This is a genomic window from Streptomyces sp. NPDC126510, from assembly GCF_040302345.1.
GTDB lineage: Bacteria > Actinomycetota > Actinomycetes > Streptomycetales > Streptomycetaceae > Streptomyces.
Window position 1 is genome coordinate 13677 of record NZ_JBEORR010000019.1, and the last position, 23962, is coordinate 37638.

Sequence of the window (23962 nt, forward strand, 5' to 3'; positions counted from 1 at the left end):
GGAGCCGGGATTCGGGCGTCTGTAGGTTTCCCCCAACGGCACCGGCTGGGCCGTCTCGCCCGTCGGTCGCCGTCTGGGCAGCCCGGGGCCGTTTTGCTAGCGTCGCGGACATGGTTGCCCAGGCCCGGTACTTCTCGTCGCGTCGCTACGTCGACCTGCGACGCCAGGGCACGGCCACCTGTCGCCGCCCTCGGTGAGGCGGGACGGAGGGATCCGGCTCGCCGATCGAAACGGCGCAGTGTCGGACCGGCCTCCAGGAAGATTCCCATGCCCCGTACCGCGGCTCCCCTTCTGACGTCCCCCATCCCCCGTGTCGCCGACAGCGACCGGCGTCGCACCAGCGCGAGCGTCGTCCTGCGGTCCGTGCTGGAGCACGGGCCGGTCGCGCGCAGCACCATCGCCCGGCTGACCGGCCTGTCGCCGGCGTCGGTGACCGACTACTGTGCCCGCTTCGCCGAGTTGGGGCTCATCCGCGAGTCCGCCGCGCCGCGGCGCTCCAAGGGCGTGGGCCGGCCGCATCTTCCTGTCGATCTGGACGACTCCCGGTTCGTGGTGGGCGGCGTGCACGTGGCGGTGCCGTACACCACGGTCGCGCTGCTGGATCTGCGCGGGCGGGTGGTGGCCCGCACCGAGGTGAAGCACGTGGGCACCGAGCCCGCGCGGGTGCTGGGCCGGGCCGCCGAGGCGCTGGCGGCGCTGCTCGCCGGTTCTCCCCGCGGCAGGGCGCTGGGGGTCGGGTTCGCGGCGGGCGGCTGGGTGGACCGGGACTCGGGCACCGTCGTGGAGCATCAACTGCTCGGCTGGCGCGAGGTGCAGGTGCGGAAGGTGCTCGGAGCGCGTACCGGGCTGCCGGTGCATGTCGACGGGCACGCGCGGGCGTTGGTGAACGCGGAGCGGTTGTTCGGGCGGGCGCGGGGCAGCCGCAGTGTGCTGCACCTGTTCGCGGGCAACGTGGTCGACTCGGCGTTCGCCACCCATGACGAGGTGCACCACGGTCCGCGCTCGCAAGCGGGGGCGATCGCCCATCTGCCGGTGCCGGGCGGCACGGAGCCCTGCGCGTGCGGCCGGGTGGGCTGCCTCCAGGTCGAGCTGAGCGAGCGGACGCTGTGCCGGCTGGCCCGGGAGGCGGGGGTCGTCAACGGGGTGAACCCGATGCATGTGGTGTCCGCCGCGGCGGCCGGTGACCCGGTGGCGGGGCGGCTGTTGCGGGAGCGGTCGCGGCGGGTGGGCCGTGCGGTCGGGCTGCTGCTGGACGTGCTCAACCCGGAGCGGGTGGTCGTGACGGAGATCGGGGCCATGCACCGGGCGGACTGTCTGGCCGCGCTGCGGGAAGAGGTCGGAGCGGACCGGGCCGGGACCGTCTCTCCGATCAGTTTCACGGATTCCGTACTGGCCGTGGCCGGCGGCTCGGTGGCGCTCGACGTTCTCTATCGGGATCCGCTGGCCGCGTCACCTGAGGCTATTTAATTCAGAAACTCGGAATGTTGACAGGACGGGCTGTCGACCAGGAACATCCTGTTCATGACCCCGCTCACGAGCTGTCGCACTCTCTGTTGCTGACCCGTTGACGCGCCCAGGCGCCCGTTCACGGAGCGCCTTCTTCTTCCCCGTGTGAATTTCACGTGAATTCCCCTGCCCGGCTATTCCTGTCCGGAATTCCGCGTGCCGTGCCGCCTTCCATACCCAGGGAGTCCTCCCATGCCCTCTCCTCCCCTGCCCGGCCTCGACCGGCGCCTGTTCCTGACCTCACTGCTCGGCGTGACGGCCGCGGCGGCGGGACTGAGCGGCTGCGCGGACAGCAGTGCCGCCGCCGAAGAGGCCTCCGACGCTCCCTTGGCGTCCAAGGTTCCCGCCGGCACGAGCCTGAAGATCGCCTCGTACCAGAACGCGCAGCAACTCCAGTTCAAACTGGCCGGGTTCCGGGACCTGCCGTTCAAGGTCGCCAACTGGCTGAACATCGGTGCGGGCCCCGATGTCATCAACGCCTTCCGTGCGAAGTCCCTCGAGGTCGCCAACAACGCGGGAATTCCGCCGATCCAGGCGCACTATCAGGGCTTCGACGCGAAGATCGTCGCGATCAACATCACCCGGAAGCCCAACTATCTCTTCGCCACCAAGCCGGGCAGCGACATCCGTACGGTCGCCGGCTTCAAGGGCAAGCGGCTCGCCTTCTCCCAGGGCCAGGCGCAGGGCGTGGTCCTGCTGCGGGCGCTGAAGAAGGCCGGTCTGGCGTACGACGACGTGGAGCTGGTGCCGCTGACCAGCAACCAGTTCCTCACCGCCCTGCAGTCCGGGCAGGTGGACATCGCCCCGCTCGCCAACACCCAGGCGCCGGCATATCTGGCGCAGTACAAGTCGGCCCGCACCATCACCACGGACGTGGTGGACCTGCTCAACCTGTTGTGGGCGCCGGTCTCGGTGCTGAACGACAAGGCGAAGGCCGCCGCGATCGCCGCGTACATCCCGTACTGGGCGAGGAGCCAGGTGTGGACCTACGAGCACCCCGACGAGTGGAACGAGCAGTTCTACGTCGGGACGCAGAACCTGACGCTCCCCCAGGCGAAGGCCATCACCGCGCTGGCCAACAAGCCGCTGTTCCCGCCCCGCTGGGACGAGGCCATCACGTGGGAGCAGGAGACCGCCGACCTGCTCGCGGAGGGCGGTTTCGTGAAGAAGTTCGACGTCTCCGGGCTCTTCGACCACCGCTTCGAGTCCCTCGCGGCCAAGGCCGTGCCCGCGGAGTACCGGAGGTGACCGCCGTGACCACGACAACGCACACGACCTCGAAGGCTCCCGTGGTGCTCGCCCCGGTGGAGGGGGCGCACCCGGTGCGCAGGCGCCGGCGGCTGGCTCCCGGCAAGCGGCTGCCCGCCACCCGGCTCGCCGGGCCGGCCGCCGTCCTCGCGCTGTGGAGTGCCGCCTCCGCCGCCGGGCTGCTCGACCCGGGCGCGATCCCGGCGCCGTGGACGGTGCTGGAGACGGGCAGCCGGCTGTGGAGCGCGGGCACGCTGCCGGACGACATCCTGACATCGCTGCAGCGTGCGGCCACCGGCTTCTCGATCGGTCTGGCCGTGGGGATCCTGCTCGCGCTGGCCTCCGGGCTCACCCGGACCGGCGAGGCCCTGATCGACGGGACGGTCAACCTCAACCGGGCGATCCCGACCCTGGGTCTGATCCCGCTGTTCATCCTGTGGCTGGGCATCGGGGAGACCTTCAAGATCGCCATCATCGCGATCGTCGTCTACATCCCGATCTACCTCAACACGCACGCCGCGCTGTCCGGCATCGACAGCCGCTTCGTCGAACTCGCCGAAGTGCAGGGCCTGTCGAAGTACCAGTTCATCCGGCAGGTCGTCGTCCCCGGTGCCCTGCCCGGCTTCTTCGTCGGGCTGCGGCTCGGCGTGACCGGCTCCTGGCTGGGCCTGGTGGTGCTGGAGCAGATCAACGCCACCAGCGGCCTCGGCTACATGATGTTCCAGGCGCAGAACTACGGCCAGACGGACGTCATCCTCGTCGGCCTGGTCGTCTACGGCATCTTCGGCCTCATCTCCGACAGCGCGGTCCGCATCGTCGAACGGAGGGTGCTGTCATGGCGCCGCACACTGAGCAGCTGACCCGGCCCGCCGTCCAACTGCGCGGCCTGACCCGCTCGTTCGACGGGCGCACGGTCCTCGACGGCATCGACCTCGACCTGCCCGCCGGACAGCTCACCGCCCTTCTCGGGCACAGCGGCTCCGGCAAGAGCACCCTGCTGCGGGCGATCGCCGGACTCGACCACGGCGTCGCGGGCAGCGGACAGCTCACGGCGCCGGAGCGGGTGTCGGTGGTCTTCCAGGACTCCCGGCTGCTGCCCTGGCGGCGGGTCCTCGACAACGTGCTGCTCGGCGCGGAGGGCAAGGACGCGGGGCGCAAGGGGCGTGAGGCCCTGGAGGAGGTGGGGCTGAAGGGCCGCGAGCGGGCCTGGCCGGGCCAGTTGTCCGGCGGGGAGGCCCAGCGTGCCGCCCTGGCCCGGTCCCTGGTGCGCGAGCCGGAACTACTGCTGGCCGACGAGCCGTTCGGGGCGCTGGACGCGCTCACCCGGATCCGGATGCACGGCCTGCTCCGGGAGCTGTGGGAGCGGCACCGGCCCTCGGTGCTGCTGGTCACCCACGACGTGGACGAGGCGATCGTGCTCGCCGATCGGGTGCTCGTCCTCGAGAAGGGCCGGATCGGCCTCGACCTCACCATCGACCGCGCGCACCCGCGGTCGTACCGCGACCCCCTGCTCGGCGAATACCGGGAGCGGCTGCTGGCCGCGCTCGGTGTCACGGAGGACCATCGATGACCCGCAGACAGCTCCACCTCAACGCGTTCCTGATGAACACCGGCCATCACGAGGCGTCGTGGCGGCTGCCGGAGAGCGACCCGTACGCACACGTGGACCTGGCGCACTACGTACGGCTCGCGCGGATCGCCGAGCGCGGCACCTTCGACTCGCTTTTCCTCGCCGACGGCCCGCAGCTGTGGGGCAGTGTGGGTCAGCGGCCCGCCGGGGCACTGGAGCCGGTCACGCTGCTGACCGCCCTGGCGACGGCGACCGAACACATCGGCCTGATCGCCACGGCCTCCACGTCGTACAACTCGCCGTACAACCTGGCGCGGAAGTTCGCCACGCTGGACCACCTCAGCGGCGGCCGGGCGGGCTGGAACATCGTCACGACCGCCGGTGCCGAGGCCGCCCGCAACTTCGGTCTGGACGCCGAGCCGGCGCACGCCGAGCGGTACGCACGGGCCGCCGAGTTCCTCGACGTGGCGCTGAAGCTGTGGGACAGCTGGGAGGACGACGCGATCGTCGCCGACAAGGCGGCGGGCGTGTGGGGCGACGACGCGAAGATCCACCCGCCCCGCCACCAGGGCCGGTACTTCAGCGTCGAGGGCGCACTCAACGTGCCGCGCACGCCCCAGGGTTACCCCCTGCTCGTGCAGGCCGGCTCCTCCGAGGACGGCAAGCGGTTCGCCGCGCGGTACGCGGAGGCGGTGTTCACCGCCCAGCAGACCATCGAGGACGCCCGGGCCTTCTACGCCGACCTCAAGTCCCGCACCGTCGCCGCCGGCCGGGACGCCGACCACATCAAGGTGCTGCCGGGCATCGTCCCGGTGATCGGCTCCACCGAGGCCGAGGCGCTGGAGAACGAGCGGCTCCTGGAGGACCACATCGTGCACGCGCACGGCGTGGACCGCCTGGAGCGGCTGCTGCAACTCGCCCCCGGCACCCTGGAGCTGGACGGCCCGCTCCCCGCCGACCTGCCGCCGGAGAGCGCCATCGAGGGCGCCAAGAGCCGCTACACGCTCGTCGTGGAGCTGGCCCGGCGCGACCGGCTCACCGTGCGGCAGCTGATCGGGCGGCTGGGTGGCGGCCGCGGGCACCTCACCTTCGCCGGGACGCCCGAGCAGGTCGCCGACACCATCGAGCTCTGGTTCGACTCGGGCGCCGCGGACGGCTTCAACATCATGCCCGCGGTGCTGCCGTCCGGCCTGGAGGCCTTCGTCGACCACGTCGTCCCGATCCTGCGCGCCCGGGGACTGCTCCGCACCGAGTACGGCGGCGCCCGCCGCACCCTGCGGGAGCGCTACGGCCTCCCACGTCCCGCCAACCAGCACGCCATCGCCCCCGCCCTCGTCTGACCCCCTCCTCTGATCCCCTCCTCCGGAAGGAACCCGTCATGGCCATCGAGATCCACAAGGTCACCGCGAACATCGGCGCCCGAGTCGAGGGCGTCGACCTCACCCGGCCCCTCGACCAGGAGACGTACACCGCCCTGCGGGATGCGCTCAACGCCCACAAGGCCCTGGTCTTCGACGCGGAGGGCCTCGACGACGCGGGCCAGCAGGCCTTCGCCCGCCACTTCGGTGACATCACCACCGCCCACCCGACGGTGTCCTCAGTCGCCGACGCCCCGAACGTCCTGCCTGTCGACAGCGAGGGGGGCCGGGCCGCCAACAACTGGCACACCGACGTCACCTTCGTCCTCAACCCGCCGCAGGCCAGCACCCTGCGCAGCATCACGATCCCGCCGTACGGCGGCGAGACCCTGATCTCCAGCTCGGCCGCCGCCTACCGCAATCTGCCCGAGTCGCTGCGCAACCTCGCCGACACGCTGTGGGCCGAGCACACCAACGACTACGACTACGCCGTCCCGGACGAGGACGTCGACGAGGTGCAGGCCGCCCGGCGCGCCCAGTTCACCTCGATCAAGTACCGCACGGTCCACCCGGTGGTCCGCGTGCATCCGCTGACGGGCGAGCGCGGGCTGTTCATCGGCGGTTTCGCCCAGCGGATCGTGGGCCTGTCGGCAGGCGAGTCGCGCAAGATCCTCGACCTGCTCCAGGCGTACGTCACCCGGCCGGAGAACATCCTGCGCCACCGCTGGTCGCCGAACCAGCTCGTCCTGTTCGACAACCGCATCACCCAGCACTACGCCATCGACAACTACGACGGCCTGCCGCGCCGCCTGCACCGGGTCACCGTCGCGGGGGACATCCCCGTCGGGATCGAGGGTAAGGAGAGCTACGTCATCGAGGGCGACGCCTCGCACTACACGCCGGTCGCCGCCTAGCCACACAGAGCGACACGACCGTCCACATGGTGGGATGCCTCTTCGTCCGGCGGAGAGGCATCCGAGACTGGCGGCGTTTTTGCCCTCGTACGCCTCTCACGCATAGGACGAGTCGGCCCATGCCCAGCAGTACCACCACGGGGACGCCGCCCACCGCGGACGACGCCTCCCTCTCCCACGGCCTGAAGCAGCGCCACCTGTCGATGATCGCCCTCGGCGGGGTGATCGGGGCCGGTCTGTTCGTCGGCTCCGGTGCCGGTATCGCCGCGGCCGGTCCGTCGATCGTGGTCGCCTACGCCCTCTCCGGTGCCCTCGTGATGCTGGTGATGCGGATGCTCGGCGAGATGTCGGCCGCGTATCCCTCGTCGGGGTCGTTCTCGGCGCACGCCGAGCGGGCGATCGGCCCCTGGGCGGGATTCACCGCCGGCTGGTCCTTCTGGGTGCTGCTGTGCACGGCCGTCGGCCTGGAGGGCATCGGCGCCGCGAAGATCGTCCATGGCTGGCTGCCGGGCACGCCGGAGTGGGCGTGGGTGGCGCTGTTCATGGTCGTCTTCTGCGGCACGAACCTGGCCGCCGTGAAGAACTTCGGCGAGTTCGAGTTCTGGTTCGCGGCGCTGAAGGTCGGCGCCATCACCCTGTTCCTGGTGCTCGGCGTCCTGGCGATCGCGGGCGTCCTGCCCGGCACGGACTCGCCCGGCGCGAGCCACCTCACCGATTTCCTGCCGAACGGCGGCGAGGGCCTGGTCATCGGCCTGCTCGCGTCGGTCTTCGCCTACGGCGGCCTGGAGACGGTCACCATCGCGGCCGCCGAGTCGGAGAACCCCGTCAAGGGCGTCGCGAGCGCGGTCCGCACGGCGATGTGGCGCATCGCGCTGTTCTACATCGGCTCGATGGCCGTCATCGTCACGCTCGTGCCCTGGGACTCCGAAGCGGTCGTCGAGAAGGGCCCGTACGTCGCCGCCCTCGACGAGCTCGGCATCCCCGGCGCCGGCCAGCTGATGAACGTGGTCGTCCTGGTCGCCCTGCTGTCCGCCATGAACGCCAACGTCTACGGGGCCTCCCGCATCGCCTACTCGCTGGTGGAGCGCGGGCAGGGCCCGAAGGGTCTTGGCCGGGTCTCGGGCGGAGTGCCGCGGATCGCCGTGCTGGCGTCCTCGGTGTTCGGGTTCCTGTGCGTGCTGCTGAGCTACTGGCGGCCGAACGACGTCTTCGCCTGGCTGCTGAACATGATCGGCGCGGTGATCCTGGTCGTCTGGATCTTCATCGCCGTCTCGCAGCTGCGCCTGCGCCGCCGCCTGGAGCGCGAGGCGCCCGAGAAGCTGGCCGTGCGCATGTGGGCGTTCCCGTGGCTGACCTGGGTCGCCCTGGCCGGCATGGCCGCGGTCTTCGTCCTGATGGCCCGGGAGCCGGACACACGGGTACAGCTGTACTCGACGGGCGGGATGGTGCTGCTCCTGGCGGCGGTGGGGTACGGGTGGCAGCGGGCCAGGGCCGCCAGAAACTGATCAACGGCGGGCGCCAGCCTGCCATTCGAGGAGCCACACACGGTTGTCCACGATGAACGGGTGCCCTGGTCCGAGCACCCGTTCGCGACGCTCGATGACCTCTTTGAGTATCGCGATGGCCTCGTCATACCGATGCATTCCGTGCGCAATCCGAGCTACGAGCGACAGTGCGGCGAGACTCACAGGGTGATCGGGCCCCTGGAGGCGGATGCGGTCGTCAAGCACCCGACGAGCCAGCGGCTCGGCTTCTTCGTAACGCCCCAGGACCCTCAAGCCTTCAGCGTAGTTGTGCCGGGCGATCAGTGTCGTCAGGTGGTCCGAGGCCAGGACACGCTCGCAAGCGCCCAGAAGCTCATCTGCCTCGGGAACAAACTCCTGCCCCTTTCCAATGTGCGGAAGCAGTTCGATTACATTCGCCCAGGTGTACAGCGTCTCCGGAGACTCCTCCCCCAGCACACGCCGCTGTCCCTCAAGGGCCCGTCGAGCCCAGAGCTCGGCTTCCTCGCCCCGCCCCGTCAGGAAGAGCGGCCAAATCAGGCTGTAGCAACTGCGCAACGTGTCAGGGTGATCCGGCCCCAGGACAAGTTCGCGGCTACCGAGAACTGAGCGGTGCAGCGCCTCGGACTCGGGATAGTGACCCATGCGGTTGAGGGCCATGGCTTCCACGTGTTGAGCATCCAGGGTGATCGGGTGCTGCGCACCCATGACTGTCTCGCTACGCCGCGCAACCTCGGGAGCAAGCTCCAAGGCCGCTGCGAAGCCTCCTGAGTCGAACACCTGCCATACCGTCCGCACCGCCAACATGGCAGTCCGCTCACTTGGCGACCTCTCGAACAGTTTTATGGCGTGCGGCGCGAGCACGGCGAGTCGGTTCAAGGCCCCAGACTCAGTGCCCCTCTTGGGCAGAGTGGCTGTCAACAACTCGGCTGCCGCATCCGCCAGAACAAAGCGCTGTCCCTCTGGTATCCCTGCGGCCACGCTGTCCAGCAACACTCCATGTGCCTGCACGCACCGCTCCCCACCCGCCTCAACGAGCTCGGCCAGCGAGTGATCAAGCAGCGCACGCAAGGCGGGCTCCAACTTCCCTGCGGTCAGACCGGGCTCCAACTCTTCGGCCACGACTTCGCCCCGAGCCACTGACGCGAGCACACTCAACGGCACCGGATCCGCCGCCAGGAACGACAACAGCCGCAACAACGTCGTCGTCTCCGGCAATCCCTGTGCCGCCAGCGCGTCCAGGGATATCTGCCATGTCCGACCCACCAGATGGCGTGACTGTCCGCCGCCGTTTCCGGCCGCGCCTCCGTCCACGATCGCCGTCGACTCCTCACCAAGCTTGCGGTCGTACTCGTCCATGGACCACGACTCCAGAAGTTGATGGGCAAGATGGGACCCAGCCAGTGTTAGCGCGAGCGGTAGTCGGCCCAAACGCGCGGCCACCTTCCGTGCCGACTCCAGGCCCCCCGCATCCGGTGCAAGGTCGCACAGGACCTGGGCCGCGTCCTCAAGCGGCAAGACGCCCAGCGAATGTCGGGTCACACTCGGTCCCCGCCATATCGGCGACGTGGCATGGCGGGTCGTGACCAGTACCGTGCCGCGGTCACTGGGCCGGAGCCACGCACCGTACTCCAAGACCGTCGGATCATCCGCGTTGTCCAGGACGAGCAGCCAGGGTTCGACGGACCTTTCGAGGTAGTGCCAGACCAAATCAGCAGCAGCCCGCTGACCGGCAGCAGCAGCGGCCACTTCTTCCGTCGCCGCGCCACGGTCCCCCGCCACCGCCAGCATCCCTGCCCGCAGGGACATCCGCTCGGACGCGTTGACCCAGAAGCCCACCCGCCCGTGCTCGCGTACCGCCTCGTTGAAGAGCCAGTACGCCAGCGCGGTCTTGCCGCAGCCGCCCATGCCGTGCACGACGTGCACCTCACCGCCGGATCCGGCGACGGCCGCGCCGAGCGTCTCGCGGAGTTGCTCACGGTCGCGCAGGATGCCCGGCGCCCGGCCGACCAGCGGCATCCGTACGGAGTCGGGAGCGGTCGGCCCGGCATCCGCCGGGGGCCCGGCCACCCGTCCGAACAGCGGGCCGCCCGCACCGGCACCGTAGTTATGGTGGTGTTCCTCGATGTACTGGTCGCCGGAGGTCTGGAAGATCCGTCCCTGCCCGGAGGCCCGGGCGCCGAGTTCGCTCATCGTTCGGTGATGTGCTGGTCGCGTCCGGCCTGGTAGACCCGGCCACTGCCGGAGGCCTCGGCGCGCAGCCGGATGTCGGTCACCGAGTGTGCCTCTGCGGCCCCAGGGCTCAACTCCGCCAGGATGCGACGCAGTTCGTCAGCCACTTCGGGCCTGGCGATCAGGAGTCGGCGGACCCGCGCCTGCCACTCGGCAGTGAGTTCGGACTCGGTGTCGGCGTCACCGGTCCGTTGGGCGAGCAGGAGGTCCTCGCGGCTGGCTTCCAATTCGCCGCCGACGGCCTCCGCACGGTCGGGCTGGAAGCGCTGCCAGAGGGAGACCAGACCCTCGCGGGCCGACTCCCAGGCCTGGCCGGCCATCAGCGTCACCATCGTCGTTCCCGCAGTTCTGGCGAGTTCGGCGATCTCGGGCCCCATGGCTGCCCCCTTCCCCTACGAAACCCGATAGTAGGTCGCCCCCGTCCACTGCGCACCGCTGTTCCGCGCGCCTACCGAACATCACCTCTCTTGCTGCTAGCGTGTACTTGCAAGTCTGTTGCAATAAGAGTCCGGAGGGGATCCCGCTCATGCCCGTCTACACGTTGCCTGAATTGCCCTACGACTACTCCGCGCTCGCCCCCGTGATCAGCCCCGAGATCATCGAGCTGCACCACGACAAGCACCACGCCGCCTATGTGAAGGGCGCCAACGACACCCTGGAGCAGCTGGCCGAGGCGCGGGACAAGGAGACGTGGGGGTCGGTCAACGGGCTGGAGAAGAACCTGGCCTTCCATCTCTCCGGGCACATCCTGCACAGCATCTACTGGCAGAACATGACCGGCCCGAAGGACGGCGGCGGTGAGCCGCTGGCCGCCGACGGTGTGGGGGAGCTCGCCGACGCCATCGTCGAGTCGTTCGGGTCGTTCGCCGGTTTCAAGGCGCAGCTGACCAAGGCCTCCGCGACCACGCAGGGTTCGGGCTGGGGCGTGCTCGCCTACGAGCCGCTGAGCGGGCGGCTGATCGTGGAGCAGGTCTACGACCACCAGGGCAACGTCGGCCAGGGCGCCACCCCGATCCTCGTCTTCGACGCCTGGGAGCACGCCTTCTACCTGCAGTACAAGAACCAGAAGGTCGACTTCATCGAGGCGATGTGGCAGGTCGTCAACTGGCAGGACGTCGCCCGGCGTCACGAGGCCGCCAAGTCCAGGGCGGACGTGCTGCTGCTGGCCCCCTGAGGCCGTGAAGCGTCCTGCCTCGTGATCGTCTTCTCACCTTTCACGCACGGCAGGCGGTAAGAGGAAGCCCCCCGCGAGGACGTGACTCGCGGGGGGCTTCTGTCCGTTCGCCGCGTTTACGGCTTGCGGCCCAGGCCGCCGTGCTGGCCGATCGGGTCCGTGGCAGCGCCCGGCTCGGGGTGCCACAGCGGCACCGGGACCACGCCCGGCTCGACCAGTTCCAGGCCCTCGAAGAACGCCTCGATCTGCTCGACCGGCCGCAGGAAGTACGGGACCGCGCCCGTCTCGTTGTAGGCGTCCTGGGCACGCTCGTAGGCCGGGTCGGTGCCGCGGGAGCCCTCGTTGAGGGAGAGGTGGCTGCCCGTGGGCAGTCCGGCCAGGAGGCGGCGGACCAGGTCGCGGGCCTGGTCGTAGTCGGCCACGTGGCCGAGGATGCCGCTGAGGATCAGGGCCGTGGGGCGGGTGAGGTCGAGGGTCCTGCCGGCCGCCGCGAGGATCTCCTCGGGCTCGAAGAGGCTGATGGGCTCGTAGGCCGTCGCGCCCTCGGGGGTGGAGGTGAGCAGGGCGCGGGCGTGCGCGAGGACCAGCGGGTCGTTGTCCACGTAGACGATCCGCGCGTCCGGGGCGAGCCGCTGGGCGACCTCGTGGGTGTTGTCGACGGTCGGCAGGCCGGTGCCGACGTCGAGGAACTGCCGCACGCCGGCCTCCTGGACGAGGTACCGGATGCTGCGGCCCAGGAAGGCGCGGCTGCCGCGGGCGATGGTGACGATGCCGGGGAAGACGGCGGTGTACGCGTCACCGGCCGCCTCGTCCACCGGGTAGTTGTCCTTGCCGCCCAGCCAGTAGTTCCAGATCCGGGCCGAGTGCGGCACCGATGTGTCGATCTGCGTCATGTGCCCATGGTGCTACGGCACATGAGCCTCGCAGGGCACATTGAGTGAGAGGAGTGCGGCGGAACCGTCGGGGTTCATGCGCACTTCGCTGATCGCCGCGTTCCGCAGTCGCGGGAGCACTCTGCGGTATTCGCTCACCGGGATCGACAGCAGGGTGCACAGCACCAGCCGCAACAGGGTGTTGTGGGCGACGACCAGGACGCGTTCACCGGGGTGGGCCGCGGCGATGTCCCGCAGGGCGCGCACGCCACGGGCCGCCACGGCCAGCGGGTCCTCGGCGCCGGGGAAGGAGTGCTCGACGGGGTCGGCGCGGTAGGCCGCGGCCCACTCGGGGTCCTCGGCCTCGAACTCGGCGAGCGTACGGCCTTCGACGACGCCGAAGTCGCATTCGCGCAGGTGGGGTTCGCTCTGAGCGGTGAGGCCGAGGGCGCGGCAAGCGGGCTCGGCGGTGGCGACGGCCCGGAACAGCGGGGACGTCCAGATCGCGTCGACGGGGTGGGCGGCGGCCCAGCGGCCGAGGGCGTCGGCCTGGTCGCGGCCGGTGTCGGTGAGGTCGATGTCGCTGATGCCGGCGTAGCGGTTCTCCGCGTGCCAGACGCTCTGTCCGTGGCGGACCAGCAGGAGGGTCGTACTCATGAGGCGGAAGTATCCCGGTTCAGCCGACGGGGTTGCCGCCCGCCGTCCCACCGTCCCGCCGTCCCGTCGGCGGGGCCGAGCCGCTGCCGTGGACCGTGCCGTCGGCGGTGACGAGCGGCGCGCGGACGCTCCGTGTGCGCAGGTCGACGCCCAGCCAGCCCGCACCCGTGTCCGCGCCCTCCCCCTCGCCTGCACGGTCCACCACCATCCGGAACCTCCCACGCCGTCGCAGCCGGATCTTTGATGAAGCAGGTGAACTTCTCACTGTGTCCCGATATCTTCCCGTGCGCGAGGGATTGACGCCCAACCGCAGCCGTTACACCCTCGGTTGACGAGTCGACCGAGGGTGTCAACCAGGCTCCACGCGGAGGTACGGATGGACACGCACGTACACGACCGCCGGCGCTTCCACGCCCTCGCCGCCGGGTCTTCGAGGCCGACCGGCCGGAGCGACCGGGACGACGGGTAGAGACGCTGAAGTCCACGTCCACGCTGGAGATGGCCGGGCGGCTGCGCATGGCCGAGGTCACGCCGCTGACGGTCGTGACCAGCTTCCTGGAGGCCATCAACCTCCTGTCCGGCCGGCGGGGGCGTCACGGGCGGTCGCGGAGAAGGCCGCCCGGATCGCCGCCGAAGAGGTGGGCCGCTGGGCGCGCGGGGAGCCGCTCGCGCACTGCCTGACCTGAGGACCGGCAGGAGAGCCGCATGTACGTCGGTGTCCATGGGGGCACGTCCGTGGTCACGGCGGCGGCCTTCGGCACCACGGGCCGCCCACCGGCCGTGGAACCCACACACGACGGGGCACGAGGAGCACCTGGACCGGCCGGCCCGAGCACGGGCCCGACTGTGAACATGCCATCGACGAAAGGGAGTTGCATGCAGCTCGGACGGAGATCCCTCCTGCTGGCGGCGGCCGCGGGAACCGCCACGGCCGCGACGGGCACCGCAGCGGCGGCCGAACCCCGCACGGGCGGCGGCCCGGTCGTCATCGGTCACCGCGGCGCGGCCGGCTGGCGCCCGGAGCACACGGCGCCCTCGTACACGTACGCCGTGCAGACGGGCGCCGACTGGATCGAACCGGACCTGGTGCCGACGAAGGACCATGTGCTGGTGGTCCGGCACGAGAACGAGATCTCCCAGACGACCGACGTGGCCCGGCACCCGGAGTTCGCGGACCGCCGTACGACGAAGACGGTCGACGGGCGGCCGGTCACCGGCTGGTTCACGGAGGACTTCACGCTGGCCGAGCTGAAGACGCTACGGGCGGTGGAACGGCTGCCCGCGGTCCGCAACCGCAACACGGTCTTCGACGGGCGCGCGGAGGTCATGACCTTCCAGGAGGTCGTGGACCTGGCGCGGCGGCTGTCACGGGAGCACGGCCGGACGGTCGCGGTGTTCCCGGAGACCAAGCACCCGACGTACTTCCGCTCCCTCGGACTGCCGTTGGAGCCGAAGCTGGCGGCCGCGATCCGGCGCAACCGGCTCGGCCGGCGCGAGTGTGTCGTGCAGTCCTTCGAGCCGACGAGCCTGCAGCGCATGACGGGCCTGGGTGTGCCGCTGTGGCAGGCGCTGGGGACGACGGGCGGGCCGTACGACCTGCCCGGGAGGACCTACAAGGAGATGATGACGCCGGCGGGCCTGGCGGAGATCGCCGCGTACGCGGACTGGATCGGGCCGGACAAGGCGTCGCTCGTCGGCACCTCGCTCGTCGCGGACGCGCACGCGGCGGGGCTGCGGATCGGGCCGTACACCTTCCGCGCGGAGAACCAGTTCCTGCCGGAGCGGTTCCGGCGCGGGAGCGGAGCGAACGATTTCGGGGACGCGTTCGCCGAATACGCGCTGTACTACCGCATGGGGGTCGATGCGGTCGTGACCGACTTCCCGGACCTGGCGGTGATCGCGAGGAGGAGCTGATGTTCTTCAAGGACAAGCACTGCCCGACCTGCAAGGGCAGCGGCACGCAGGTGTTCACGCCGCTCAAGCCCGAGGAGCGCAAGGCCCTGGGGACCAACCGCACGGACCTGTGGCGCTGCACCGCCGCGGGCTGCCGGTGGTATCAGCCCTGGGATCATCAGGCCGGCGGGGGCCGACTCCCGGAGGAGTTGCAGAACCCGGGAGCCGACGCCTCGCGGTGAGCCCTACAGGTTGGAGAAGTCCGGGCCCTTGGTGCGGGTGCGCTTGATCTCGTAGAAGCCGGGGACCGAGGCCACGGCGAGGGTGCCGTCCCAGAGGCGGCCGGCCTCCTCGCCCTGCGGGGCCGGGGTGACGACCGGGCCGAAAAAGGCGATCTGCTCGCCGTCGGGGCCGGGCACGGCGATGACCGGCGTGCCGACGTCCTGGCCGACCTTGTCGATGCCCTCCTTGTGGGAGGCGCGCAGCTCCGGCTCGTACGGGGTGGAGTCCCAGTGCTCCAGGAGGGACTCGGGCAGGCCCACGTCCTTCAGGGCGGCGGCGACCGTCTCCTTGCCGGGGCCCTCGGCCTGGTTGTGGATGCGGGTGCCGAGCGCGGTGTAGAAATCGCCGAGGACCTCGGGGCCGTGCTCCTGCTGCGCCGCTATGACGACCCGGACAGGGCCCCACGCCTTGGTCTCCAGCAGCTCGCGGTACTCCTCGGGCAGCTCGTCCAGCCTGTTCTCGTTCAGGACGGCGAGGCTCATGAGGTGCCAGCGGACCTCGATGTCCCTGACCTTCTCCACCTCCAGCACCCAGCGGGAGGTCATCCAGGCCCAGGGGCACAGCGGGTCGAACCAGAAGTCGACGGGGGTCTTGTCCGACATGTCTCTCCTCGAAAGGCAACCGTTTCTCCGGCAACGCCGGTGAGCGCTCGCCTCATTCCCGGCTGCCCCGTGTCAGGTGCGCGTGGCAGGATCGGTCCTGTTCAGCCGTACCCCACGACATCTGAGGAGTGCCGCCTGTGCCCGGTGAGAATCTGTCCCGCGACGAGGCCCGGGAGCGGGCCGCCCTGCTGAGCGTCGACGGGTACGAGGTGTCCCTCGATCTGCGGTCCGCGGTCGGGGAGGACCGGGGGGACGGGCCCCGCACCTTCCGCTCGGTCACGGTGATCCGCTTCCGCTGCAACGAGCCCGGGGCGAGCACCTTCGCGGACCTGATCGCGCCGAGTGTGACGGCCGTCTCGCTCAACGGCCGTGATCTGGACCCGGGAGAGGTCTTCGACGGCTCCCGGATCACGCTGGAGGACCTGGCCGCGGACAACGAGCTGGTGGTCGACGCCCAGTGCGCCTACTCCCGCACCGGCGAGGGCCTGCACCGCTTCGTCGACCCCGAGGACGGCGAGGTGTACCTGTACACGCAGTACGAGCCGGCCGATTCCCGCCGGGTCTTCGCGAACTTCGAGCAGCCCGACCTGAAGGCCCCCTACCGCTTCGAGGTGCGGGCCCCCGAGGGCTGGACGGTGTGGAGCAACGGGGCCGGCGAGCAGACCGACGGGGTGTGGCGGTTCGCCGAGACCAAGCCGATCTCGACGTACATCACCTGTGTGGTGGCGGGCCCGTACCACTACGTGACGGACTCCTACGCGCGTACGTTCGCGGACGGCACGACGCTGGAGATCCCCCTCGGCACCCTGTGCCGCAAGGGCCTCGCGCCCTACTTCGACTCCGACGACGTGTTCCTGGTCACCAAGCAGGGCCTGGACTTCTTCCACGACCACTTCGACTTCCCGTACCCGTTCGGGAAGTACGACCAGGCGTTCGTGCCCGAGTACAACCTGGGCGCGATGGAGAACCCTGGGCTGGTGACGTTCCGGGAGGAGTTCATCTTCCGCGGGAAGGTGACGCAGGCCTCCTACGAGGGCCGGGCCAACGTCATCCTGCACGAGATGGCGCACATGTGGTTCGGCGACCTGGTCACCATGGAGTGGTGGGACGACCTGTGGCTGAAGGAGTCGTTCGCGGACTTCATGGGTGCGTTCTCCCTGGTCGGCGCGACCCGTTTCGGCAACGGCTGGATCACCTTCGCCAACCGCCGCAAGGCCTGGGCGTACCGCGCCGACCAGCTGCCTTCCACCCACCCGGTCACGGCGGACATCCGCGACCTGCAGGACGCCAAGCTCAACTTCGACGGCATCACCTACGCCAAGGGCGCCTCGGTACTCAAGCAGCTCGTGGCGTACGTCGGTGAGGAGGCGTTCCTGGAGGGCGCCCGGCGCTACTTCAAGCGGCACGCCTACGGCAACACGCGCCTCGGTGACCTGCTGTCGGTGCTGGAGGAGACCAGCGGCCGGGACATGAGCGCCTGGTCGCGGTCCTGGCTGCAGACGGCCGGGGTGAACTCGCTGACCCCCCACGTGCTGCTGGACGCGGACGGCCGTGTCGAGGAGCTGGCGGTGGTGCAGGAGGCGGCCGAGTCGCATCCGGAGCTGCGGCCGCACCGGGTGGCCGTGGCCCTGTACCGGGTGACGGACGGCGGGGCGCTGGAGCGCTACGCGCGCGTGGAGACCGACGTCGACGGCGCGCGGACGGTCGTCGCGGACCTGGCCGGTGCCGAGGCGCCCGATCTGGTCCTGGTCAACGACGACGACCTGACCTACTGCAAGATCCGCTTCGACGAGACCTCGCTGGCTACCCTGCGCGAGCATCTGGGCGCGGTCACCGACCCGCTCGCGCGCGCCCTGTGCTGGTCGGCGCTGTGGAACATGACGCGTGACGCGCTGCTCCCGGCGCGGGACTTCGTGGACCTGGTGCTGCGGTTCGGCGGGCGCGAGTCCGAGATCGGCGTCGTGCAGATGCTGCACGCGTGGGCCGAGTCGGCGGTCACGCACTACACGGCGCCCACCCGGCGTGAGACGGCCGCCGCACTGCTCGCCGAGGGCGCCCGGCGCGAGCTGTACGCGGCCGGGCCGGGCAGCGAGCACCAGCTCGCCTGGGCGCGTTTCTTCGCCCGGACCGCCACCACCGAGGCGGACTTCGAGCTGCTGCGGGACCTGCTCGCGGGCACGGCGGCGGTCGAAGGCCTCGACCTGGACCAGGAGCTGCGCTGGGTGTTCCTGGAGCCGCTGGCCGCGCACGGGGTGGTGGACGAGAAGGCGCTGGCCGAGGAGCTGACCCGGGACGACACCGCGTCCGGCAAGCGCCACCAGGTGCGCTGCCTGGCCGCCCGCCCGTCCGAGGCGGTCAAGGCGCAGGCGTGGGCGCAGGTCGTGGAGTCGGACGCGCTGTCCAACGCCATGGTCGAGGCGACCATCGCGGGCTTCTCCCAGGGCTCGCAGCGGGAGCTGATCGCGCCGTACGCCGGTAAGTACTTCGCGGCGATCGAGCGGGTGTGGGCCGAGCGGTCGATCCAGATCGGCATGCACGTGGTGCAGGGCCTGTTCCCCTCCCTCCAGCAGTCCCAGGAGACGCTGCACGCCACGGACGCGTGGCTGGACGCCCACAAGGAGGCGGCCCCGGCGCTGCGCCGGCTGGTGCTGGAATCCCGTGACGACCTGGCACGGGCGTTGCGTGGACAGGCGTGCGACGAGGCCGCTGACCAGTAGCTTTGGCCTGAGATCGGGGCGTTCCGCCTTCGTTACGAGACGAGTGCCCGCTGAGCCGTAACCCCTGGCCCGCACCCGAACGGACCAGGGGGTTTCGGCATCCGAACATCCGTCCTTTAGTGCCAGGTTGTCCGCAATTGTCGACGGACCTGTAACAGCGGTTCAAAGTGGGTCGGAACGCGGGAAATTGCGGGTCATGACCCACAACGCCCCGCTCTCCCCCCGCCCGCTGCACGACCTGTCGGGCGGTGGCCGCCCCCGCGTGCTGACGACGGCCCAGCTCCGCGCGCACGGTGTCTCCACGGCCGAGACGAACGAGCAGTGCCGTGCGGGCGGCCCCTGGCAGCTTCTCCTCCCGGGCGTGGTCCTGCTCCACCCGGGCCCGCCGACCAGCGAGGAGCGGCTGCACGCGGTGCTCATGTACGCGGCGCGGGAGCGCGGCACCGGGGTGCCGGCCCAGCCCGGCGCGAGCCGACCGCACGCCCCCGCCTACCCCGAAGTGATGATCACCGGCCTGGCCGCGCTGACGCTGCACGGCTTCTCCTCCACTCCCCCGCTGCCGTCCCTGGACGCGATCGACGTCCTGGTCCCGCGGATGCGGCGGCTGCGCTCCACCGGCTGCGCGCGCATCGTCCGCACGCCCGTCGTGCCCGACCCGGACCAGGTCACCGGGGTGCCGGTGGCACCGGTGGCCCGCGCGCTGGCCGACGCGGTGGCCGAACTGGCCGACGCCGTCACCGTACGCCGACTGCTCACGGAGGCGGTCCGGGGCGCCCACTGCGACCCGACGGCGGTGGTCCGTGAGCTGAACCGGGCCCAGCTGCTGAGCCGCCCGCACGTGGTGGACGCGGTGGAGTCCCTGCTCGCCGAGGGCCGGGCCCGCGCGGAGGACCGCCTGTACCGCATGATCGGCGAGTACGGCCTTCCCGACCCGGTCTGGAACGTCGACCTGCGCCTGCCCGGCGGCCCCTACCTCGGCGGACTCGACGCGTACTGGCCCGACCAGGCGGTGGCGGTGGAACTCGACACCCGGGCGCCCCGGCAGGACGACGACGCCCTGTGGTCCGAGTACGCCCGCAAGCGCGAGCACCTGGAACGACTGGGGATCACGGTCGTCCACATCACGCCGCGCAAGCTCCGCGACTCCCCGGAACAGCAGGCGACGGTGATCCGCACGGCCCTGATGGCCTCGGTCGACCGGGAACCGGCGGCACTTGTCGTGGTGCTGCCCCGGTAGTGACGAACCGTGGCAGCACCAGGAGGGGAGAGGAGGGGCCGCCGGGGCACACCGGCGGCCCCTCCTCGGCGTCCCCCGACGGCCGCCTCCGAAGCAGCCGTCCGGGCCACTCCCGTCCCGGCCACGGCTCAGCGGCCATCGCCGAGTGGGCGGAGCCCCAGGGGGCTGGACAGGGGGCGGCAATCGGAGCGCCTGGGCCGCCCCCACGCGCGCCTCCCCAGGTCGGCAGAGGAGGCAGCCGCCCATCTGCTCCCTTCACCGGCCTCACCCTTCTCCGGCCGCAGGCCGCTGAGCCGGGCAGGCGTGCAGGCGGGGCGCGTCACCCCCTCGCCGGGCGGCCGTGCAGTCCAGCGAAGGGGCGTCGGAATGTCCCTGTTCTCCCCGGGCCATGACGAGCTGTCATGCCGGACCGCTCACCCCGTCACCGCAGAACTCCGCCTCGACGATCGCGTCGGTGCTCCCCGACCAGTCGCCGTTGAAGTTCACGGCGAGGGAGTGCCGGCCGTTCCCGGTGGTCACCGCGTCCGAGATCGAGCCGTAGATGCCGCCGTCGTGGCCCCAGACGTGGACGCCGCAGCCGAGCTTGCGGTCGACCAGGCCGAGACCGTAGCGGCTGCCTTCACGGCTGGAGGGGACCGTCGTCTTCATCTTCTTCAGCTGTTCCGTCGGGAGCAGCCTGCCGCCGAGCAGGGCCGAGTAGAAGCGGGTCAGGTCGGCCGAGCTGGAGACCATCTGGCCCGAGCCGTAGGCCATGCGCGCGTTCAGCTCCGTGACGTCGTACGTCGGGCCCGTCGTCTCCCGGGACAGCTTGGAGTAGCCCCGGCTGCTGGGCCGGGGGAGCGTCACCCGGGTGGTGGGGACCGACGTGGACGTCAGGTGCAGGGGGGCGATGATCCGGCGGTCGATCTCCTCGCCGTAGTCGTTGCCGGTGGCCTTCTCGATCACCCGGGCGGCCAGGAGGTAGTTGGTGTTGGAGTACGCGAACGACGCTCCGGGCTCGAAGTACGGCCGGTTCCTCATCGCGACGGCGAGCATGTCCTCGGGGGCCGCCTCGTCGAAGCGGTGCTTCATGAAGCCGTCCGGGGTCATGTAGGTCTGCTGGAAGTCCGGATCCTCCAGGTAGTCGAAGACGCCGCTGGTGTGGTTCAGGAGCTGCCGGACCGTGATGCGGCCGCCGTCGTGGCCGTTGCCCCGCACGGCGCCCGGCAGCCAGTGCTCCACCGTGTCGTCGAGCGACAGCCGCCCTTCCGCCTCCAGTTGGAGGACGACCGTGGCGACGAACGTCTTGGTGATGCTGCCGACCCGGTAGTGGTCGCGGACCGAACGCGGCTTGCCCGTGTCCATGTTGCCGACGCCTGCCGTACCGGCCCAGGTGCCGTGCCCCTGCCGTACCGTCAGCGTCGCCCCCGGGACCCCGTCGGCGACCGCGGCCCGCATCGCCCGCCGGGTCGCCTCATGACCGCCGGACGCACCGGCCGGTGCCGCCGCCAGTGCCGGAGCCGCGATGGCCACCGACAGGGCCACCGCCGTCGCCGCCGTCAGGGCCGCCGTACGCGCTCGTCTGTTCATGTCCCCGTTCCCCCTGTCACAACCTGTCGAGTCGTGTCGTGTCGTGTCGTGTCGTGTCGTGCCAGGAGGAGGGACCACGGCCGCACGGCCGGGGTTGATCGGCGCGGGACGGTTGAGCGGCTTTCAGCCCTTCTTGAGCACCAGCTCGGTGTTGCGGTCCTCCGGGTCTCCGCCGAGGGTCGTACTCGCGCCGGGGGCGTTGAGGGACAGCTCGCGGTAGAGGGCCGCGAGGCCGGTCTGGGAGAGGTCGGAGAAGTCCGTGCGGTGCGGGGCCGAGGACTCGACCAGGGTCGTGAACAGGGAGATGGTGCCGTCCTTGTTGTCGGTCAGCTCGATGATCCGGGCGAGCTGCGGGAAGTCGACATGGGAGGCCGTGGAGATCTCCCAGAAGGAGCCGCCGCTCGCCAGGGCGTGCGGGGTGATGACGTTCTTGTGGATGTGCCCGTTCACCCAGGCGAGCACCCGGGGGTGGCCGCCGAGCAGGGCGAGGACCTCCTGGCCGTCGTGGCGGCGCTCGCCGGGCCTCGCCGGGTCGCTGCGCAGGTTCGTCATCGTCTTGCTGGTGTGATGGCTGAAGACCACCGCGTAGGAGTCCTTGTTGTCCCGCAGCGTCTTGTCGAGCCACTTCAGCTGGGCCGTGCCGATGGAGCCCTCGTAGTGGCCGCCGGAGTCGGTGGTGTCCAGGCTGATGCCGATCACGTCGTCGGAGATGCGGAAGGAGTAGTACTGGGTGCCCGCGTCCAGGTTGGCGGAGGAGTAGCCGTGTCCGGCCGGGCCGAGACCGCGGTGGGCCGGGTCCAGGTGCGCCTTCAGATACTCGGCCGGTGTGAAGGGGGCGCGCCGCTCGTCGGGGGTGACCGAACGCATGGAGCGGGCATGGGACTTGAGGAAGTCGTGGTAGCTGACGCCCTTGGGGTCCCGGGCCTTCTTGATCTGCGTCTGGAGCCGCTGCGCCTCGGCCGCGGTCACGTTCATCAGCTTCTTGCCGCCGACGGCGAGTTCGGTGAGGTAGGAGTCGCCGTGCGAGCCGTAGCAGCCCATCGGCAGGGAGTCGTGGTTGCCGACGGTCGAGTACCAGGGCAGGTTGAGGCCGGGGCTGCGCACCTCGCGGATCGCGGCCTTCAGGAAGCCGTCGAGGTGGGGGAAGCCTGCCTGCTTGTCGCTGTCGCGGACGGCGGCGTCCGGCTGCCAGTACTGCTTGAGGCCGCTGTTCTGGACGCCCTCGTAGCGGCGCGCGTCCCCGGTGTTGGGTGTGATGCGCCCGCCGCTCATGATCTTCAGGTACCAGTCCAGCTCGGACTTGGCGTTGTTGTCCGTGTTGTCGCCGGTGGTCATGGCGAAGTGCAGCGGGGCGCCGGTGACGGGGGCGCCGCGCAGCGCGTTGATCCGCTCCACGAGCGCGATCGCGCCCTGCACGGTCAGCGCCTCGTGCGGCCGCCAGGCGTGAATGTCGGCCGAGCGCAGGTACTCCAGGCGCAGCGGGTGCTGGGCGTCGATGATGTGCAGGTCGGTGAGCTGCACGAACGCGGCGAGCGCGGTACGGCGTCCGGCCCGGCCGGGCTTGGGCGCGGCCAGGTCGGAGCGGACGACCCGCCGCCAGCCGGCTCCGTCGCCCAGGCGCCGGTAGCCGGAGCCGCCGCGCGGGGCGGCGACGGACGCCACGGTGGTGCCCTTGGTGTAGGGGGCCAGTGGTGCGGCCGGTGCCTGCCGCGAAGAGGCGGCGACGGCCTCGGTGGCCTGCTGAGTGCCCGTGGCGGCCTGGCTGTCGCTGGGCCGCAGCGCGTAGCCGACACCCCCGGCCAGGGCGACCGCGCCGGTGGCGGCGAGGACGGAACGACGGTGGATGCCCTGGCCGGAGCCGGCGACTGAGCGTGTGCGCGACATGCGCTTCTCTCCCCGAGTGCGAACGCGTCGGCAGTGGTCGCGGGGCGTTCACGACGTGAACACCCCGCTCGTACTGGATCGTTGGCAGCGGGGATGACCTGGGCGTGAACGAGGCGGCAACGCGCAGCGCCGATCACCGAACGTGGATCTTGGACTACCCTGCGCGTCGCCGCCTGCTCCGGATACGGCCCGGAGCCGGTCACGCGTCGTTCATCTTCCGGGGTACTGCACCTAGTTCTGCAGGTCGGCCAGCCGTCCGGTGGCCGGGCGTTCGCGCCACATCCGCAGCGCGATGTCGACCATCGAGATCCGCACCAGCCCGGGGACCGCGTCCAGGTCGTGCCAGGCGGCGAGGTCGGTGGAGCCGTTCACCTCGTTGCGCAGTTCGCCGCCGATGATCCGGCCCTCGTAGACGAGCCGGACGCCGTGATGGTCGACGGGGGGTCCGAAGCGGCTGCGGAAGACGTGCTGCGAGGAGTTCACACCGAGCAGCCCGGTCACCTCGATGCGGTACCCGGTCTCCTCCTCCACCTCCCGCCGGACGGTGTCGTAGGGATCCTCGCCGTGCTCCATGCCGCCGCCCGGCACGACCCACTCGAGCGTGCCGTCCCAGGCGGGCGAGCGGGCGAGGAGGATCTGTCCGTCCCGGACGCATATGGCGTAGGCCGCCACCCTCAACTTCTGTCGCACTCCGGGACGTTAACCGATTTCTTCGCCACCTTCGGGACTGATGTCCACAAATCGC

The 23962-nt window shown here is 70.7% G+C and carries 21 protein-coding genes; 12 read left to right on the forward strand and 9 right to left on the reverse strand.

Going from position 1 to position 23962, the window contains the following annotated elements; genetic code table 11:
- Positions 1-267: 267 nt before the first annotated feature.
- The 7 genes from ABTX60_RS25510 to ABTX60_RS25540 all read left to right on the forward strand — a co-directional run bounded on the left by ABTX60_RS25510 (position 268) and on the right by ABTX60_RS25540 (position 8101).
- Positions 268-1467, forward strand: coding sequence for an ROK family transcriptional regulator (locus ABTX60_RS25510; RefSeq protein WP_352099327.1), 1200 nt, complete (start codon positions 268-270; stop codon positions 1465-1467).
- A 231-nt stretch (positions 1468-1698) separates the two neighbouring features.
- Entirely contained in the window at positions 1699-2754 is a 1056-nt protein-coding gene (locus tag ABTX60_RS25515; protein ID WP_352099328.1) for an ABC transporter substrate-binding protein, read from the forward strand.
- Positions 2751-3614, forward strand: a complete 864-nt coding sequence (locus ABTX60_RS25520) for an ABC transporter permease (protein ID WP_502992388.1) — start codon at positions 2751-2753, stop codon at positions 3612-3614. Before ABTX60_RS25515 ends, ABTX60_RS25520 begins: the two co-directional genes overlap by 4 nt.
- The gene (locus tag ABTX60_RS25525; protein WP_352099329.1) at positions 3590-4324 is read left to right on the forward strand and encodes an ABC transporter ATP-binding protein; all 735 of its coding nucleotides are present in this window, start codon (positions 3590-3592) and stop codon (positions 4322-4324) included. The genes ABTX60_RS25520 and ABTX60_RS25525 overlap by 25 nt, the downstream gene beginning before the upstream one ends.
- Complete coding sequence (locus ABTX60_RS25530) at positions 4321-5664, forward strand: LLM class flavin-dependent oxidoreductase (RefSeq protein ID WP_352099330.1); 1344 nt, start codon at positions 4321-4323, stop codon at positions 5662-5664. The genes ABTX60_RS25525 and ABTX60_RS25530 overlap by 4 nt, the downstream gene beginning before the upstream one ends.
- A gap of 38 nt (positions 5665-5702) precedes the next feature.
- Positions 5703-6596 (forward strand): TauD/TfdA dioxygenase family protein, encoded by an 894-nt coding sequence (locus ABTX60_RS25535; RefSeq protein WP_352099331.1) that lies wholly within the window; start codon positions 5703-5705, stop codon positions 6594-6596.
- 119 nt (positions 6597-6715) lie between these two features.
- Positions 6716-8101, forward strand: coding sequence for an amino acid permease (locus ABTX60_RS25540; RefSeq protein WP_352099332.1), 1386 nt, complete (start codon positions 6716-6718; stop codon positions 8099-8101).
- On the opposite strand, the gene ABTX60_RS25545 is transcribed toward ABTX60_RS25540, so the two are convergent.
- Together ABTX60_RS25545 and ABTX60_RS25550 are read right to left on the reverse strand one after the other, a co-directional pair.
- Entirely contained in the window at positions 8102-10291 is a 2190-nt protein-coding gene (locus ABTX60_RS25545; RefSeq protein ID WP_352099333.1) for a tetratricopeptide repeat protein, read from the reverse strand. It abuts the gene before it with no gap.
- Complete coding sequence (locus ABTX60_RS25550) at positions 10288-10707, reverse strand: hypothetical protein (RefSeq protein ID WP_352099334.1); 420 nt, start codon at positions 10705-10707, stop codon at positions 10288-10290. Before ABTX60_RS25550 ends, ABTX60_RS25545 begins: the two co-directional genes overlap by 4 nt.
- A 149-nt stretch (positions 10708-10856) precedes the next feature.
- On the opposite strand from ABTX60_RS25550, the gene ABTX60_RS25555 reads away from it, so the two are divergent.
- Positions 10857-11504, forward strand: a complete 648-nt coding sequence (locus ABTX60_RS25555) for a superoxide dismutase (protein ID WP_352099335.1) — start codon at positions 10857-10859, stop codon at positions 11502-11504.
- Between the two features lie 116 nt (positions 11505-11620).
- Here the strand turns inward: ABTX60_RS25555 and ABTX60_RS25560 are convergent, their stop codons facing one another.
- Genes ABTX60_RS25560 through ABTX60_RS25570 form a run of 3 tightly spaced genes read right to left on the reverse strand, consistent with a single transcriptional unit; the run spans position 11621 to position 13241 of the window.
- The gene (locus ABTX60_RS25560) at positions 11621-12397 is read right to left on the reverse strand and encodes an SAM-dependent methyltransferase (RefSeq protein ID WP_352099336.1); all 777 of its coding nucleotides are present in this window, start codon (positions 12395-12397) and stop codon (positions 11621-11623) included.
- 12 nt (positions 12398-12409) lie between these two features.
- The gene (locus tag ABTX60_RS25565; protein ID WP_352099337.1) at positions 12410-13033 is read right to left on the reverse strand and encodes a histidine phosphatase family protein; all 624 of its coding nucleotides are present in this window, start codon (positions 13031-13033) and stop codon (positions 12410-12412) included.
- 19 nt (positions 13034-13052) lie between these two features.
- Positions 13053-13241, reverse strand: coding sequence for a hypothetical protein (locus tag ABTX60_RS25570; RefSeq protein ID WP_352099455.1), 189 nt, complete (start codon positions 13239-13241; stop codon positions 13053-13055).
- Positions 13242-13909: 668 nt separating this feature from the next.
- Here ABTX60_RS25570 and ABTX60_RS25575 point away from each other — a divergent pair.
- Together ABTX60_RS25575 and ABTX60_RS25580 are read left to right on the forward strand one after the other, a co-directional pair.
- A complete protein-coding gene (locus ABTX60_RS25575; protein ID WP_352099338.1) occupies positions 13910-14947 on the forward strand; it encodes a glycerophosphodiester phosphodiesterase family protein in 1038 nt (345 codons plus the stop codon).
- The gene (locus ABTX60_RS25580) at positions 14947-15168 is read left to right on the forward strand and encodes a hypothetical protein (RefSeq protein WP_053671793.1); all 222 of its coding nucleotides are present in this window, start codon (positions 14947-14949) and stop codon (positions 15166-15168) included. The genes ABTX60_RS25575 and ABTX60_RS25580 overlap by 1 nt, the downstream gene beginning before the upstream one ends.
- Positions 15169-15171: 3 nt before the next feature.
- Here ABTX60_RS25580 and ABTX60_RS25585 read toward each other — a convergent pair whose 3' ends face one another.
- A complete protein-coding gene (locus ABTX60_RS25585) occupies positions 15172-15810 on the reverse strand; it encodes a mycothiol-dependent nitroreductase Rv2466c family protein (RefSeq protein WP_352099339.1) in 639 nt (212 codons plus the stop codon).
- A 137-nt stretch (positions 15811-15947) separates the two neighbouring features.
- Between ABTX60_RS25585 and pepN the strand changes: the two genes are divergently transcribed.
- Complete coding sequence (gene pepN / locus ABTX60_RS25590) at positions 15948-18527, forward strand: aminopeptidase N (protein WP_352099340.1); 2580 nt, start codon at positions 15948-15950, stop codon at positions 18525-18527.
- A 196-nt stretch (positions 18528-18723) separates the two neighbouring features.
- The gene (locus ABTX60_RS25595; RefSeq protein ID WP_352099341.1) at positions 18724-19764 is read left to right on the forward strand and encodes a hypothetical protein; all 1041 of its coding nucleotides are present in this window, start codon (positions 18724-18726) and stop codon (positions 19762-19764) included.
- Positions 19765-20163: 399 nt separating this feature from the next.
- On the opposite strand, the gene ABTX60_RS25600 is transcribed toward ABTX60_RS25595, so the two are convergent.
- The 3 genes from ABTX60_RS25600 to ABTX60_RS25610 all read right to left on the reverse strand — a co-directional run bounded on the left by ABTX60_RS25600 (position 20164) and on the right by ABTX60_RS25610 (position 23907).
- Positions 20164-21333, reverse strand: coding sequence for a serine hydrolase domain-containing protein (locus ABTX60_RS25600; protein WP_352099342.1), 1170 nt, complete (start codon positions 21331-21333; stop codon positions 20164-20166).
- Positions 21334-21456: 123 nt separating this feature from the next.
- Complete coding sequence (locus ABTX60_RS25605; protein ID WP_352099343.1) at positions 21457-23217, reverse strand: TIGR03767 family metallophosphoesterase; 1761 nt, start codon at positions 23215-23217, stop codon at positions 21457-21459.
- Positions 23218-23448: 231 nt separating this feature from the next.
- Positions 23449-23907 (reverse strand): NUDIX hydrolase, encoded by a 459-nt coding sequence (locus ABTX60_RS25610; RefSeq protein ID WP_352099344.1) that lies wholly within the window; start codon positions 23905-23907, stop codon positions 23449-23451.
- Positions 23908-23962: the final 55 nt, after the last annotated feature.